General features: G+C 69.0%; 14 protein-coding genes. 8 read left to right on the top strand and 6 right to left on the bottom strand.

What is annotated here, in order from left to right; genetic code table 11:
• Nucleotides 1–134 precede the first annotated feature (134 nt).
• The gene (locus ACWY4P_RS03610) at nucleotides 135–1,142 is read left to right on the top strand and encodes a LacI family DNA-binding transcriptional regulator (protein ID WP_456208631.1); all 1,008 of its coding nucleotides are present in this window, start codon (nucleotides 135–137) and stop codon (nucleotides 1,140–1,142) included.
• Between the two features lie 147 nt (nucleotides 1,143–1,289).
• Here ACWY4P_RS03610 and ACWY4P_RS03605 read toward each other — a convergent pair whose 3' ends face one another.
• A complete protein-coding gene (locus ACWY4P_RS03605; protein WP_456208630.1) occupies nucleotides 1,290–3,509 on the bottom strand; it encodes a protein kinase domain-containing protein in 2,220 nt (739 codons plus the stop codon).
• A 379-nt stretch (nucleotides 3,510–3,888) separates the two neighbouring features.
• Between ACWY4P_RS03605 and ACWY4P_RS03600 the strand changes: the two genes are divergently transcribed.
• The gene (locus ACWY4P_RS03600; protein ID WP_456208629.1) at nucleotides 3,889–4,392 is read left to right on the top strand and encodes a peptidase inhibitor family I36 protein; all 504 of its coding nucleotides are present in this window, start codon (nucleotides 3,889–3,891) and stop codon (nucleotides 4,390–4,392) included.
• 90 nt (nucleotides 4,393–4,482) lie between these two features.
• On the opposite strand, the gene ACWY4P_RS03595 is transcribed toward ACWY4P_RS03600, so the two are convergent.
• Together ACWY4P_RS03595 and ACWY4P_RS03590 are read right to left on the bottom strand one after the other, a co-directional pair.
• Complete coding sequence (locus tag ACWY4P_RS03595; protein WP_456208628.1) at nucleotides 4,483–5,661, bottom strand: PucR family transcriptional regulator; 1,179 nt, start codon at nucleotides 5,659–5,661, stop codon at nucleotides 4,483–4,485.
• Nucleotides 5,662–5,795: 134 nt separating this feature from the next.
• Entirely contained in the window at nucleotides 5,796–6,461 is a 666-nt protein-coding gene (locus tag ACWY4P_RS03590) for a TetR/AcrR family transcriptional regulator (protein WP_456208627.1), read from the bottom strand.
• Between the two features lie 133 nt (nucleotides 6,462–6,594).
• Here ACWY4P_RS03590 and ACWY4P_RS03585 point away from each other — a divergent pair, with 133 nt between their 5' ends.
• Entirely contained in the window at nucleotides 6,595–8,031 is a 1,437-nt protein-coding gene (locus ACWY4P_RS03585; RefSeq protein WP_456208626.1) for an MFS transporter, read from the top strand.
• 24 nt (nucleotides 8,032–8,055) lie between these two features.
• Here ACWY4P_RS03585 and ACWY4P_RS03580 read toward each other — a convergent pair whose 3' ends face one another.
• Both ACWY4P_RS03580 and ACWY4P_RS03575 read right to left on the bottom strand, forming a co-directional pair.
• The gene (locus tag ACWY4P_RS03580; RefSeq protein WP_456208625.1) at nucleotides 8,056–8,241 is read right to left on the bottom strand and encodes a hypothetical protein; all 186 of its coding nucleotides are present in this window, start codon (nucleotides 8,239–8,241) and stop codon (nucleotides 8,056–8,058) included.
• 139 nt (nucleotides 8,242–8,380) lie between these two features.
• Entirely contained in the window at nucleotides 8,381–8,506 is a 126-nt protein-coding gene (locus ACWY4P_RS03575) for a hypothetical protein (protein ID WP_456208624.1), read from the bottom strand.
• A 126-nt stretch (nucleotides 8,507–8,632) separates the two neighbouring features.
• Here ACWY4P_RS03575 and ACWY4P_RS03570 point away from each other — a divergent pair, with 126 nt between their 5' ends.
• Nucleotides 8,633–9,082, top strand: a complete 450-nt coding sequence (locus tag ACWY4P_RS03570; RefSeq protein WP_456208623.1) for a hypothetical protein — start codon at nucleotides 8,633–8,635, stop codon at nucleotides 9,080–9,082.
• Nucleotides 9,083–9,180: 98 nt separating this feature from the next.
• Nucleotides 9,181–10,803 (top strand): multicopper oxidase family protein, encoded by a 1,623-nt coding sequence (locus tag ACWY4P_RS03565; RefSeq protein ID WP_456208622.1) that lies wholly within the window; start codon nucleotides 9,181–9,183, stop codon nucleotides 10,801–10,803.
• Nucleotides 10,804–10,831: 28 nt separating this feature from the next.
• Here ACWY4P_RS03565 and ACWY4P_RS03560 read toward each other — a convergent pair whose 3' ends face one another.
• Nucleotides 10,832–11,005 carry a hypothetical protein gene (locus ACWY4P_RS03560; protein WP_456208621.1) on the bottom strand — a complete coding sequence of 58 codons (174 nt, stop codon included), beginning with the start codon at nucleotides 11,003–11,005 and terminating at the stop codon, nucleotides 10,832–10,834.
• 756 nt (nucleotides 11,006–11,761) lie between these two features.
• Between ACWY4P_RS03560 and ACWY4P_RS03555 the strand changes: the two genes are divergently transcribed.
• The 3 genes from ACWY4P_RS03555 (at nucleotide 11,762) to ACWY4P_RS03545 (ending at nucleotide 15,411) form a co-directional block, all read left to right on the top strand.
• Nucleotides 11,762–12,223: a hypothetical protein gene (locus tag ACWY4P_RS03555; RefSeq protein WP_456208620.1), complete on the top strand. Its 462-nt coding sequence runs from the start codon at nucleotides 11,762–11,764 to the stop codon at nucleotides 12,221–12,223.
• A gap of 771 nt (nucleotides 12,224–12,994) precedes the next feature.
• Complete coding sequence (locus ACWY4P_RS03550) at nucleotides 12,995–14,113, top strand: PLP-dependent cysteine synthase family protein (RefSeq protein ID WP_456208619.1); 1,119 nt, start codon at nucleotides 12,995–12,997, stop codon at nucleotides 14,111–14,113.
• A complete protein-coding gene (locus ACWY4P_RS03545) occupies nucleotides 14,110–15,411 on the top strand; it encodes an MFS transporter (RefSeq protein ID WP_456208618.1) in 1,302 nt (433 codons plus the stop codon). Before ACWY4P_RS03550 ends, ACWY4P_RS03545 begins: the two co-directional genes overlap by 4 nt.
• Nucleotides 15,412–15,424 lie beyond the last annotated feature (13 nt).

Below are 15,424 nucleotides of genomic sequence, written 5' to 3'. Positions count from 1 at the left end.
GATCACCGAGTGAGGCCCGCACCCACGGCTACAACCCGGCCTGAGCGGCGGGGGAGCCCTGCCTTTCACGGGGGAGGCAGGGCTGCGGTGTAATGGTGTCGGGTGGGGTGTGGCACCGCGGACCGGGAGTGAACGTGGCGACGATCCAGGACGTGGCGAAGGCCGCCGGAGTCTCGGCGATGACCGTGTCCAACGTCATCAACGATCACCCGAACGTGCGCAAGGCGACACGGGAGAAGGTCCTCGAGGCGATGGCCCGCCTCGACTACCGCGTCAATGTGGCCGCTCGAAATCTGCGCAAGGGCCGCACCGGAACCATCGGCCTCGCCGTCCCCGAAGTGAACCGTCCGTACTACGGCCGGCTGGCCGCCGCCATCATCACCGCGGCCGAGCGGCACGGCCTCCGGGTCAGCATCGAGCAGACCGGCGCCCTGAGGGAGAACGAACTGGAGGCGCTGTCCCTGTCGCGCAACCGGCTGTACGACGGGCTCATCCTCAGCACGGTGGGCATGGGATCGGCCGACGCCGAGTGGCTCAAGGTGGACTACCCGGTGGTCATCCTGGGCGAGCGGATCTTCGGTGGCCCCGTGGACCATGTCGCCATGCCCAACGTCGACGCGTCACAGGCGGCCACGCGCCATCTGATCGAACGGGGGTGTCGGCGCGTCGCGATCCTGTGCGGAGCGGTGGCCGAGGACGTCGACGTGTCGAGCCTGCGCCACCAGGGTTACCGGCTGGCCCTGGAGAGCGCCGGGCTGCCCGTGGACCCCGGTCTGGTGCAGAGCCTGGAGACGCTCACCATGCACGCGGGTGCGCGGCGCGCCCGGGAGATGGCGGAGAGCGGGCTCGACTTCGACGGCATGTTCTGTGTGACGGACACCGTGGCCATGGGCGTGCTGCGGGGGCTGGCCGACGCCGGCGTCCGGGTGCCGGAGCAGGTCAAGGTGATCGGCTTCGACAACGTCGAGGAGAGCGAGTTCCTCGTCCCCTCGTTGTCCACCATCGACCCCGATCACGACGTGATGGCGGAGCGGGCGGTGGCACTCCTGGCCGGTCGGATCGGCCAGGCCGAGCCCCGGGCGGACCGGCAGGAGTTCGTCAGCCACTTCTCCGTGGTGGTCCGGGAGTCGACGGGTGGCTGACCGCACGGCCGCTTCGTGAGCGGCTGTCCGCCGACCCGGCATGACGGCCCTTCAGCGCGTGCCGACGATGTGGCGGGCGCTGAGCGAGGCCGCCCTGCTCACCGACTGCGAGACCCTCACGTCTTCGGGTCTGTCGCCGCACCGGGGTCAGTCGTACGCCTTCAGACACAGCAGCGTCGCGCCGTCGTCCACCTTCGTGGACCAGTACGTGTTGGCGTCGTACTGCCCGTGGCGGCAGGCCTCGGTGCTGGCGCCCGACGTCGCCCGGTAGATGTCCGTGACGACCAGGATCTCGTTGTACGCGGCGGGAACCCTCCGGTCCGTGCAGTTCGGGGAGGACAGCATCGCGATGCTGCTGATGTTGTTGCCTTCGTGCTTGGCGAGCAGGCAGTCACCCTGGTGGTACTGGCCGGTGAGGCAGAGCGCGGTCCGCTCGCCGCTGCTGGTCGAGTAGTACGACCAGGTGGCCTTGCCCACGCCGGACGCGCAGTCGTCGGTGGTGCCGGTGACTTTCACGCGCGTTCCGTAGCCGCAGGACGTCGTGTTCGGCTCTTCCTCGCTCCAGTCGTACTTGGTGAGGCCGCCGTAACCGGTGTCGACGACGTCCAGGCAGTCCCCGTACGAGACGGCCTTGAAAGCTTCTTCGGTGGGGTCGGGCTCGGGCTCGGGGGAGCTGGTCTCCGGTTCGGGTTCGGGCTCGGTGTCATAGGAGCCGCCGCTCGACGAGCTGGAGGAGCTGTCGGTGTCGGTCCCGCTGTCGGTGTCGGTGTCGCTGTCGCCGCCGAGGCCGCTGGTGCCGCCGCTGCTGGACAAGGTGACGCTTGAGGTGGGGCTGCTCTTCGGGGTGTCGTCGTCCTTCTTTTCCCAGGGCTGCCAGATCAGGACTCCGATGATGATCGCGACCACGAGCAGGCCGCCCAAACCTTCCGAGGAACCCGACGCCTTGGTGGGTGGCTTGGCCGCCCCGGACTTCGGCGGGGCCTTGGGCGTCGATGTCGTGCCGGCGCTCTTGTTCCTGGCGGAGGTCTCGGTCTTCTCGCGCGCTATGCGTTCGCGTTCCCTGCGCTGACTCTCCTTCCGCTCACGTTCCTTCCGTTCGCGTTCCTTGCGCTCGCGCTCCTTCTGTTCCTTCTCTTTCCTCTCCTGTTCCTTGCGCTTCCGCTCCCTGCGTTCTGCCTCTTCCTTCCGGGCCTGTTCCCTGAGCCTGCGCTCCTCCTCTTCCTGGCGCGCGAGCTCCCGTGTCTTTGCCTCCGCCTGCTCCTCGGCCTGCGCCCGCACCAAGGCGTCCCGCTGCTTGCGCAAAGCCTCCAGTTGCTCGCGCATCTCGCTGATCGCCTCGTCCGGGCCCTCCGGGGCGCCCTCGGCCTTCATCTGAGTCGGCGCTTCGGCCGCGTCGAAGTTCACTGTTCCGTCGCGCAGTTGGCGCCCCTGCTCCGCGTACTCCTCGATCAGCGCGGTCCACGCCTGCGGCAGCCACCGCTCGGCGCCCCGGTCCGCCGTCACCTGGCCGAGGCCGGCGAGGACGTCCCGCAGCACGTCGGACGGGGCGGGACGCCTCCCGGGGTCGACCTCCAGCAAGGGAAGGATCAGCGGTTCCAGTTCCGGCGGCAGCCCGCTCGTGTCGAGTTCGCCGCGCTGGACGAGGGCGAGCATCCCGATGGAGTGGTCGGTCTGCTCGTACGGCGGGCGGCCGACCGCGAGGAAGAAGAGCGTGGCGCCCAGGGAGTACATGTCGGAGGCGGCGGTGGACTTCTTACCGCACGCCTGCTCCGGCGATGTGAACGCGAAGGTGCCGATGGTCGTCGTCGAGCTGGTGTGGTCGTGGGCGTGCGAGATGCCGAAGTCGATGAGGCGGGGGCCGTCCTGGGGCAGCAGTATGTTCAGGGGTTTGATGTCCCGGTGGACGACCTCCAGGCGGTGCAGCTCGACCAGCGCCCGCGCGGCCCCGGCCGCTACCCAGCGCACCGCGTCGACGGGCAACGCCCCGGCGTCGACGACGAGTTCGGCCAGGCTGGGCGCCGGTATGAACTCGATGGCGAGCCATGGGCGCTCCGCCTTCGCGTTGGCGTCGAGCACCGTGGCGGTGTACGCGCTGTTGACTCGCCCCGCCAGCTCCACCTCACGGGCGAACCGCTCCCGGTCCGGCCTGCTCACGAACCCCTCGGCGAGGAGCGTCTTGACCGCGACGAGCCCGTGGTCCATCACGGTCCCGGTGGGCCCCGCGGCGCTGGCTGGGGTGCCGGGGGCCTCCTGCCGGGCGAGATAGATGCGGCCCATGCCGCCGGTGGCGATCCGCCGCAGTAGCCGGTAGGGGCCGAGCCGCCGCGGATCGTTGGATTCGAGTGAATAGAGCTTCATTCCGGCCATACGGCGTCACTCCCCATGTGCGTCCCCCGTCCGTGCTGTTGTCCGGATGCGTCCCGTGCGTCCTGTGCGCTCGTGCGAGTCTGTGATCAAACCGTGCCAGCGTAACGGGAGTTAGGGAAGTCCGTGTGGCCGGAGTGGCCATGGCCGCGGACGAAGCGCACTGCGCAGAGAGGGTTGGTTGCCCCTGGCCACGGGCGGGCAGGGGCGCGGGTCGCCGATGCGCCCGAGCCAATTCCGCATTTCTCATAAACCGTGGTGGGTAAACCATCGCGCATTTGTCATAGTGAGTAAACCGTACCGGGATCTCTTGTGTGCCCGGAGTGCCGTGCAGCTTAATGGGAATGGAAAAAGTCCGCACAAAATCATTTGAGGAGTGGGCATGAGCCGAAGACTGGCCGCCTTACTTGCCACGGCCGTGGCGGGATTGATGTTGATGGGCGGCACTGGTGCCGCTGACGCCGCCACGTCGGACGCGACGCAAAGGCAGATCAACTCCATCCTGGCCAAGCAGCCGGATGCCGTCCAGAGCGGCAAGGGCAGCATCACTTGGAACGACGGGGTCACGCTGAAGGTGGGCGCTTCGGCCGCGGGACGTGAGGCATGCCCGGCCGCCAGCATCTGCCTGTGGGAGCACGACCAGTACGGTGGCGCCATGCTGCTGGCGGTCCCCGAAAACCTCTGCGGCCAAAAACTGATATTCAACCTGAAGGACCGCGGCTGGAACGACAGGGCCTCGTCCTGGGCAAACAACACCAAGTACTTCGCCGTCGCGTTCAACGACTACGGGGCCGTCGACAAACTCTGGGATATGTTCCCGGGCTTCTACGCCGACGGCCTGCCCAAGGAATACAACGACAAGGCGTCCGCCCTGACCTGCCAGTAGCCAGGGCGACGAAGCTCCGTTGGGATCGAGTGACCTTCCACGTCGCTTGCGCTCAACGGAGTTTCCTTGCGCGAGATCCCTATGTCGCGCTCAATCCCAGGCACCGGCACGCATCCGGGCCACAGCCGTACTGAGGAGGCGTACGCCGCGGGTGGTATTGGGATCCACACCTATCAGGTCGCTTACGCGCCGGAGGCGGTAGTCGAGGGTCCGGGGATGGACGTGCAGCGAGGCCGCGGTGCGCAGCCGGTTCATGTCGGCACGGTAATAGGCGTCCAGTGTCGCGACGAGGTCGGGACCGTCCGCCAGGCGTCTGGTGAGATCGCGTAACCAGCCGTCGAGTCGCGGCTGTTGTGCCAGTCCCAATTCGAGGAAGACATCGGCCGTTGTGTAGGCGTGCTGCGGTACGGCCATCACCGGCGCCGCCTCGCTGACCAGCCGGGCCGTCTCCGCCGTCTTCGCCAGCGCCGAAACGCGCCCGGTGGCGGTGCCGACGGCACAGGGCCGTTCGATCGCCGCCGCGACATCCTGGGAGAGGGAGAGCACGCGACGGTCGGCCCCATCAGGGTCGGTGTCGTCGACCGGGACCAGCGCCACGAACTCCTCCGGCCGTTGCCAGAGCATCGGTACGCGATGACGTGCCAGGAGCGACTCGACTGTGGCGGAGCGCGATTCATTCCGCGACAGCGGAGGGGGAACCGGAATCCTCAGTACGGTGACGGCGTAACGGTTCGGAACGGGAAGGTCCAGATCGCGGGCGAGTTTGGGCGCTGCCGGCTCGTCGGCCAGCAATTTCCGGGCGCACAACTGAACGCGTGCCACCACGGACCACACTCGGGAGCGCCCTTCCTCGTATCCCAGAACGTAGGCGCCACGAGCCACTCCGGCCTGCGAGGAAAACCAGTTGACCATGCGCAGCAACCCCTCCATGTCATGGGAGGAGGGCGCTTCGCTGATCTCCCGCAACATGAGGCTGGTGTGCAAGGTGAGCACGTTCTGCTGCGATGTCATGGAGAACCTCTTCACGCCGCGGTGCTGTCCGATCGAGGTGATGAAAGAAATGTCGTCGTCCGAGAGGGGATGATTCTCCTGGGCGAGATCGATGGCGCGGCGCCGGATGAAAACCGCGAAATCCAGCATGGCCGTGTAAAGCCGTCCGTCTCCCCGCGCCGCCCGATATTCAGGGAGTGCGGTCGCATAGCTTTCGACTGCCTTCCTGGCGTTTTCTTCGACCTGGCTCTCCAAGATTTTGAAGATATCCTTCATCATCGACCCTTCGGGGCGTTTCGGAGATTTTGGTAAGGAGGCAGCGCTGTGCATGAGACGGCCACGAGCATGCCCATGCCAGTGATTATCCGTTGAAATCACGAAGATCGTGAGTCTTCGGCGGAACCGGCGTCGGGCTATGGCTGCATGAGGTGCGGCGCGTAGTGTCCGAGGAACATGTCGACGCCGCTGGTGATGAGGCGGTCGGTGAGGCCCTCGTCGATGTCGGCGCCGTAGACGCTGAAGACGAGGTACGGGAAGACCAGGAGCGAGTACAGCTGCAGGATGGCCACCTCGATGTCGGGGATGTCGAGTCGGCCCTCCTCGTCCAGTCTCCGGAGCGCTGCCGCTACAGCGGGGTGGTGGCGCTCCGGGCCGGATTGATGCCATGCGGTGCCGAGTTCAGGGAAACGGTGCAGCTCGCGGGCGACCATGTTCCGCAGAGCGACGATGTCCGGGTCGGCCGAGATGCCGTTCACCCAGGCCCGGGCCATGGTGACCAGAGCCTCCCGCAGGTCGTCCGAGTCGGCCAGCCGGTCGATCGCCGTGACCAGGTCGTCGCCGAGCGGCGCGTCCAGGGAGTCCTTGATGACTCCGATGAACAGGGCTTCTTTGCTGCCGAAGTGGTTGTAGACGGTCACCTTGGACACACCTGCCTCCGCGGCGATCAGGTCGACGCTCACGTCGAAGCCCTCGCGGAGAAACAGTTCGCGGGCGGTCTTCACGATGGCCTGCCGCTTGGCTTCGGCGCGTGGCCCACTGGGCGGCTGCTTCGCGGGTGCCCTGGCCGTCTCGTCGCTCATGGAACGAGTCTACCGGGATGTGAACTGAACGGTTGAGTACATCTGAACTGTGCCGTACAGTTCAGGCGTTTGGGTGGGACTGCCGGCCGGTTGGCACGCCTTTTACGCGCACAGCTCCTACGGAGGAATCGTCATGAGCCATCCACATCACACCGCCCACGCGGAGCATGCCGCCCAGCAGCACGAGGCGGCCGAGCCGCGCCGCTGGCTGATGCTGGCTCTGCTCTGCCTGGCCCAGTTCATGCTCATCCTCGACGTCACCGTCGTGAACGTCGCTCTCCCCGACATGGCCGCCGACCTCGACCTCGGTCGCGAGACGCTCACCTGGGTCGTCACCGCCTACACGCTCTGCTTCGGCGGGTTCATGCTGCTCGGCGGTCGCCTCGCCGACGCGCTCGGCGCCCACCGGACGGTGCTCGCCGGGCTGGCGGTGTTCACCGCCGCATCCCTGGTCACCGGACTCGCCACGGGAGCGTCCATGCTGCTTGGCGGGCGGATCTTCCAGGGCATCGGCGCCGCGCTCCTGTCTCCGTCGGCCCTGTCGATGGTCACCACCAGCTTCCAGGGTGAGGAGCGGAACAAGGCCCTGGGGATGTGGGCCGCGGTCGGTGGCACCGGCTCGGCGGTCGGTGTTCTGCTCGGCGGTGCGTTGACCGACGGGCCCGGCTGGGAATGGGTCTTCTACCTCAATGTCCCCGTCGGCGTCTTCGCCCTCGCCACCCTGCCCGCGCTGCTCCCGCGCCGGTCGCCCCAGCCCGTCCGGCTCGATCTGCCCGGTGCCGTACTGGTCACCGCGGGCACCGCATCGCTCATCTACGGCTTGGTGAGGGCGGGGGGCGCGGGCTGGGGCGATGCCACCGCCGTACTGCCGCTGCTCGGGGCCCTCGTCCTGTACGCGGCTTTCGTCGGCGTCGAACGCGTCGGCCGGGCCCCGCTGATGGACCTGCGGATGTTCACCAGGCGTCCGGTGGTCGCGGGGTCGTTCCTGATGCTCGTTGCCACCGCGCTGCTGATCGCGTTCTTCTTCCTCGGCTCCGTCTACCTGCAGCACGTGCGTGGATTCAGCCCGCTGCGGACCGGGCTGGTGTTCCTTCCGGTGGCCGTGGCCGCGGGCGTCGGTGCCCACCTCGGATCGCGGCTCGTGGGCCGGATCGGCAGCCGTGTGACGGCCACGGCGGGCATGGCGGTCGCTGCGGCCGGGACCCTGCCGCTGACCTGGCTGGGGGCCGACGGCAGTGTGTACGCGGAGCTGCTGCCCGGCCTGGCCGTCGCCTCGCTCGGTATCGGCGCGGTCTTCGTCACGGCCACCACCACCGCGCTCGCCATGGTCACCCACGAGGAGGCAGGGCTGGCTTCGGGGGTCGTCAACACCTTCCATGAGGTGGGTGGCTCGGTCGGGGTAGCTGTGATGTCCACGGTCGCCGCGTCCGGCATCGAGCACGGTGCGATCGGCGGTTTCACGGATGCCTTCACGCTCAGCGCGACGGTGGCTGCTGTGAGCCTGCCGGTCACCCTGCTGCTCGTGCCGCGCGGCAAGCCGCAGCTGACCGGGAGGCCTCATGTGCACTGAGGGCGGGCCTGCGGCCTTGGTGGATCACGCCACCATCATCAGCAACATGGCGGACATGGTGCTGCCCATGCCGATGTGAGCGGCCGGCGCCGCGTCCGGCGTCGCGCCGAGCCTGCGCCGACGGCCGTGGCCTCCCCGCTCCGCCACCCGGGTCCTGTCCCATAGCGCGAGGGTGAGCGACGCCAGGAACACCACAATCGTGTCCGGCATGGCGAGCAGCCAGCGGGCCCAACTGCGGCCCCGACCCCCCTCCCGGCCGGTCGGGCGCTGCCGGTTCATTCCGGCGCTGCCGACTCCGCCTACCAGGCCATCGTCGCGGGGAGGGTCATGACGGCCATGCACCCGCCCATCAGCAGATCGCCCCCGCCGCGAAGCGGTTCTCGCCGCTGGTGGTCACCACCCGGACCAGGCTGACGATGCTCACCAGGGCGGCGACCGCCGCCACGGACGAGCTCAGTGCCGGCATCTCCGTCATCGCCCCTCCCAACCGTCCTTAAATTACGTATGCCCTTAGTACGTAGTGACTTAGGAGGTTGTAGGATCCTTTACCCCCACCGGGTATATTGGCGGCGGCCCCTCACCGACGGCACGGATGGAAGCGATGACAACAGCCGGAACCCGGCGGATATGCGCCCGCGGTGGCGCCGTCCGCTGGACGCGGGCTGCCGTCATCGCGCTGTTCGCCGTGTTCGTGGTGCTCGTCCATCACGAGACGGCCGCAGTCGCTTCCAGCCCGGTGCATACGGCCGCCATGAGTGGGATGCCGGGCATGGACCACGCGTCCGCGATGACGGTGTCGATGGACGCGATGGACCACGACAGCGCTGTGCGGACTGTCGCTCCGGTGGCGGGTGACACCGGCCCTTGTTCGGGCGTGGCCATGCAGCACTGCTCGGCCGCAGGTGTCGACGTGGTCAAAATCGCCCCGCCCGCCGAACTCCATGCCGGCCGCGATACCGACACATACGACACCCCGGCCGGACGCGCCGTCCCCGGGACGGTGAGCCGCGCGCCGCCCGACCTTTCCGTCCTCTCTCGTCTGCTCCTGTAGGCCGCTCCCGCGGCAACTTCGCTTCCCCCCCGGTGGGCGAAGTGCCGTGCCCGCATGCGACCGAACTGAAGGCGTGTCGAGAAGAGGACACCATCACCATGCACAGCATCAACCGCCGATCCGTCCTGCTGGCCGGGCTCGGTGTCGCGAGTGCGGGCGCGCTCGCCGGCTGCAGCACCTCCGGCGGCGGCTCCGGGAGCGCCCCCGCCCTGGTCGGGCCGTCCGGCTCGGCTGTCGCCGCCGTCGAGAAGAAGCGCACGAGCACCGGCAAGGTGCACAGGCTCACCCTGACCGCCGCACCCGCCACGCTGGACCTCGGCGGTGGCGTCACGGCTAAGAGCTGGGCCTTCTCCGGCCGTACCCCCGGCAAGGAGCTCCGGGTGTCGGCGGGCGACACCGTGGCCGCCGAACTGTCCAACCAACTGCCGAACAAGACCACGACGTCGATCCACTGGCACGGCATCGCCCTGCGCAACGACATGGACGGCGTTCCCCCGGTCACCCAGGCCGCCGTGCGGGCCGGAGCCAATTTCACCTACCGCTTCATCGCCGACGCCCCGGGCACGTACTTCTTCCACCCGCACGTCGGCGTCCAGCTCGACCGCGGCCTGTACGCCCCGCTGATCGTCGAGGACCCGAGGGAGCCGCTGGCGTACGACGACGAGTGGGTCATCGTCCTGGACGACTGGGTCGACGGTGTCACCGGCACGCCCGACGAGGTCTTCGCCGAGGTGAAGCAGGGGATGAGCGGGATGCACATGGGCGGCTCCGGCAGCTCGTCCGGCTCCTCCGGCGGCCACGACATGGACGGCATGGATGGGGTGGACGGCATGGACATGGGAGGCAGCGCCTCGCCGTCCGCCTCCGGTGACGGCATGCCGATGAAGTTCATGCTGATGGGTGCCGAGAGCGATCTGCTCGGCGGTGACGCCGGTGATGTGAAGTACCCGTACCACCTGATCAACGGGCGTGTCCCGGCCGATCCGGACGTGTACGAGGGCAAGCCCGGCAAGCGAATTCGCCTCCGGATCATCAATGCGGGCGGCGACACCGCCTACCGTGTCGCGCTCGGCGGCCACAAGCTGACCATCACCCACACCGACGGCTTTCCCGTCGAGCATCAACGGGTCGACGCTCTGCTGGTCGGCATGGGGGAGCGCTACGACGTTCTGGTCACGCTCGCAGACGGCGTCTTCCCACTCGTCGCGCTCGCCGAGGGCAAGAACGCGACCGGCATGGCCCTGGTGCGTACCGGCACCGGCCGTGCGCCGAAGGCGACCGTACGGCCGAAGGAGCTGAACGGCATGATCGTGGCGGCGTCCCAGCTCCGCGCGGTGGACGATGTCTGGCTGCCCTCGAAGAAGGCCGACCGGGTGCACCGCATCGAGCTGACCGGCGGTATGGCCAAGTACAACTGGGCCATCAACGGCAAGGCGTACGACATGCGCAACCCGACGGCCGACCCGATCACGGTCGAGGAGGGTCAGCGGGTCCGGCTGGACTTCGTCAACAGCACGCAGATGTGGCATCCGATGCATCTGCACGGCCACACCTACCAGCTCGGGAAGGTCGGCCCTCGCAAGGACACCGCGATCGTGCTGCCGAAGAAGAAGCTGTCGGTCGTCTTCGATGCCGACAACCCCGGTCAGTGGATGCTGCACTGCCACAACGCCTACCACGGCGAGTCCGGGATGATGGCGCTGGTGGCCTATCGGGCCTGAGCGCCGACGACGCTCCTACGGACGACACTTACGTGCGACGCTTACGGGCGACGCCGATGACGCACGGAGAGCTTGGTGTGGTGCGGCCGTTGATGAGGAAATCGAAGTGCCGCGCACGCTCGATCGTGAATCCGGCGGCGATGATGGCCGCTTCGGTGTTCCGGGTCAGGTGGCAGCCGCCACCCAGCAGTGGCCACACCACGTTGGCGATCCGCTGCCGCCTGACCAGGCCGGGCCGTGCCGACCGGATGTGCTCGTAGAAGTACAGATATCCGCCCGGCCGCAGGACGCGGGCGGCTCCGCAACGTTGTCTACCACGTCAGGGTAGGACGTGTGCGGCCGTGGCGGTCGCCGGGGCGATCGGAGTCTGTGTGCGACTCACTCGAAAGTGAGTAATGCATGCGTATCTTGCTCATTTGGCTACTATCGGCACCATGTTCCGGGGTGCGGTGAAAGAGCCGGGAAGGCGTGGCTCGTCGGCGGGGTTGCTTCTGGGTATGGCGTTGTTCGCCGTGGCCCATGTGCTCGTCTGCGCGCTTCACGCCCCCGGTGGCCACCACGGTCCGGTGTCCGGCCGACAGCTCGGTGCTGCCGGGAAGTCCGTGGACTCCTGGAGCGGGATTCAGCCTCCTGGTCATCGCGTGTCCGCCGGATTCAGCGGCTGTTGTGAGTCCCCGGCGCATCTGTGTGACGGTCCGGCTCGCATCGAGCCGCAGTTCCTGTGGGCGCTGCTGCTCGGACTTTCCGCCCTGGGGATGGCGGTCCTGAACTCCTGCCCCTCCCTTGCTCGTTCGGCGATCCGCCCAGCGAGGGCGTCCCCTCCGTGTCGCGGTTCTGGCGTGCTCCGGATGGTCTGCGTCAGCCGCACCTGAGTGATTCCGTTTGCTGCGCGGACAAGTTGGCGCGATATTTCTGGGGTGTTTCTCTGACACTCCCGCAACGGTGCTAAGGTCACGGCATGGTTACGGCTCGGTCGCTCTCCGCTATGCCGCGGTCCCGCCCCTCCGGGCGCGCGCTGCGCCTGCTGTGGGTGGCCGCGCTCCTGTTCGGGCTGGTGTACGCACACGGTGTGAGCCCGGAAGCCGTGACGAGGCACCTCTCCTCCGCCATGGAGAACCTGGGTGTTTCCGTAGGCCAGGGCCATGCCGTGACGGCACCGGTCGCAGCCGAGAAGGCTCCTGATGGCGGTCTTGTGGTGCGGGACCACCGCGACGGCGGCCACGGCTCTCCCCACCCGGCACACGAGTGTCTGATCGCCCAGCCACAGCACGGTTCCGGAGCGGTGGCTCCCTGCCCGGCGTCGCTCGGCCGACAGTCGACGCCTTTGGCGGCGCCGATCGAGGCGGTCGGCCCGGCCCCGTCGTCTTCGGCCGGGTGCCCGTTCAGGGACTCCGCTGTCTGCGCGGTGCTGCAGATCTAGGCTCCGCCGCGCCGCCGACCGGTCGGGGTGGGCCCTCGTATGCGCCCACCTGGCCCGGCGCCGCCGATTCACACCGCCCCGACCTCTCGTAACGCGCCGCTCAAGAGCGCCGATCCAGGGATGTCCGAGGCGCTGCCACCCCTTGCCCACTCCTGCTCACTGCCCACTTCCGCCCGCGGGGCGGGGGCGGTGCCCCACGCGGAGGAACTGTTGCCGCTCCACCCCCACGTTCGCCGTGCCCTCTCACCGGACTCGCCGTGGTATCGCCGTGTTATCGCCCTCCTGTTATGCGGGTTGCTGCTGACCGCTCTCGACTGCGCCGGCCCGCACCAGGAGCCGGACCACCCTCGCGCCCAGGCACAGACCGCCTCCGGGCCACCAGCGGCAGCCGCGACGTCCACACGTCCGGATACCGCTGAGACGGTGCACGGCGCCGGTTCCTGCGCTCCACTCGGCCTCACCGGCCTGTCCACGCCGCGGTCTCCGGCGCCGTCCCGCGATCTGGCCCCGACCGCCGGCGTGGTTCCGACACCGGCCACGGCGCCCTTCCTAGCGGCGGTGCGGGGCCGGGAGGAACGAGTCAGCAGGGCGCTGTCCGGGGCTTCCAGACTCACCGTCGTCTGCCGGTGGCGCATTTAGGCCATGCCCGCCACCGCCGTCATTCCGCCGTACGCGAGCGAGCCCCGGAACGGGGCGGCACGCCGCGGTCCCGGACGTGACGCGGCCAACGACGACCTGACACCTTTTCACGCTCTCGAAGAAGGCGCGAAGATGCACTCCTCGACCACTACCGATACCGGTACTCCCACCGCCAGATCCGCCATCTCCGGGCTGGTCGGCAACACCCCCCTGCTGCGGGTGTCCGAGCCCCTCGCCCCGGCCGGCCGCGGCTTCTGGGCCAAGCTGGAGGGCTTCAACCCCGGCGGCATCAAGGACCGCCCCGGGCTGCACATGGTCGAACGGGCCAGGGCCCGTGGCGATCTGCGGCCCGGCGGCCGGATCATCGAGTCCACCAGCGGCACCCTGGGACTGGGGCTCGCCCTGGCCGGCATGGTCTACGGCCACCCGGTCACCCTGGTCACCGACCCCGGCCTGGAGCTGTCCATGACCCGGCTGCTGACCGCGTACGGGGCCCAGGTCAATGTCGTCTCCGAACCCCACCCCACCGGCGGCTGGCAGCAGGCCCGCCGCGACCGCGTCCAGCGCCTGCGGGACCAGCACCCCGGCTCATGGTGTCCGGACCAGTACAACAACCCCGACAACGTCGCGGCCTACACCCCACTCGCGCTTGAACTGGCCTCCGAACTCGGCCACATCGACGCGCTGGTGTGCAGTGTCGGCACCGGTGGCCACTCGGCGGGCGTCTCCCGGGTCCTGCGGCAGCTGCACCCCGGGCTGAAGGTCATCGGGGTCGACACCACCGGCTCGACGATCTTCGGCCAGCCCGCCAGGCCCCGCCTCATGCGCGGACTGGGATCCAGCATCTACCCCCGCAATGTGGCCTACGACCAGTTCTCCGAAGTGCACTGGGTGGCCCCGGCGGAGGCGGTGTGGACCTGCCGTCAGCTGGCCGCGTCCCACTACGCCACCGGCGGATGGAGCGTCGGGGCGGTCGCCCTGGTGGCCGGCTGGCTCGCCCGGACCAGCCCCGCGGACACCCGGATCGTGGCGATCTTCCCCGACGGCCCGCAGCGCTACCTCGGGACGGTCTACGACGACGACTACTGCGCCGCCCACGGCCTGCTCGACTCACCCCCGGCACCCGAACCGGAGGTGATCGGCCACCTCGAGGAGAAGGAGGCGCTCCGCTGGACCCGGTGCGCCACCGTGGTCGACCCCCTCTCCCCGCACGGCGCCACCCAGGACACCGACGAGGAGGAGGGCCGGTGACGTCGTTGTTCACGCAGGTGCGTTCGTACGAGCGCAGCGTCCGGCTGTTGATGGTGAACCAGTTCACCATCAACCTGGGCTTCTACATGCTCATGCCCTATCTGGCCGCCCATCTGTCCGGCACCCTCGGACTGGCCGGGTGGCTGGTCGGGCTGATCCTGGGGGTGCGCAACTTCAGCCAGCAGGGCATGTTCCTGGTCGGTGGCACCCTGGCCGACCGGTTCGGCTACAAACCACTGATCGTCGCCGGATGCGTGCTGCGCACCGCCGGATTCGCGGCCCTCGGGCTCGTGGACTCCCTGCCCGCGCTGCTCGCCGCATCGGCGGCCACCGGGCTCGCCGGGGCGCTGTTCAACCCGGCCGTACGGGCGTACCTCGCGGCGGACGCGGGGGAGCGCCGGGTGGAGGCGTTCGCGCTGTTCAATGTCTTCTACCAGGCCGGTATCCTGCTCGGTCCGCTGGTGGGCATGGTGCTGACCGGCATCGACTTCCGCGTCACCTGCCTCACGGCCGCCGCGGTCTTCGCCCTCCTCAGCGTCGTCCAGATCCGCGCGCTGCCGCCCCGCCGCGCCGACGACTCCAAGGACGGCCGGGGCGCTGCGCGCGAGAGCGTTTTGTCGCAGTGGCGGGACGTGGTCGCCAACCGGCCGTTCCTGCTCTTCTCCGCCGCCATGATCGGCTCGTACGTCCTGTCGTTCCAGGTCTACCTGGCCCTGCCGCTTGAGGTGCGCCGCCTCGGCGGCCAGGGTGAGGCCGGGACGGCGGCGGTGGCGCTGCTGTTCGCCGTCTCGGGCCTGAGCACCATCCTCGGGCAGACGAAGGTCACGGCCTGGTACAGGGCGCGGATGGCGCCGGGCCGGGCGCTGACCTGGGGGCTGTTCACCATGGGCGTGGCGTTCGTGCCGCTGCTGCTGGCGAGCGCCGTACCCGAGCCGGCGGGTGGCGTGGGCCGCTGGCTGCTCGCGGCCGTTCCGCCCGCGCTCTCGGCGCTGTTGCTCGCCCTGGGGACGATGATCGCCTACCCGTTCGAGATGGACACCATCGTCCGGCTCTCGGGGGACCGGCTCGTCGCCACTCACTACGGGCTGTACAACACCATCTGCGGGGTCGGCATCACCCTCGGCAACCTGCTCACCGGCGCCGCGCTGGACGCCGCCCGCGCGGCGGGGATGTCCGCACTGCCGTGGTGCGCGCTGCTGACGCTGGGCCTGGCGTGCGCCGCCGCGCTGTACGGGTTGCACCGCACCGGCCGCCTCGTTGCGGCGCCCGCTCCCCGGGCGCAACCCGCGGCGGCCTGACGGGGCCACAGCC

The sequence above is a fragment of the Streptomyces sp. LZ34 genome (assembly GCF_053890475.1).
Note: the sequence above shows the minus strand (reverse complement) of the source record. Positions and strands in the feature narration are given on the sequence as shown.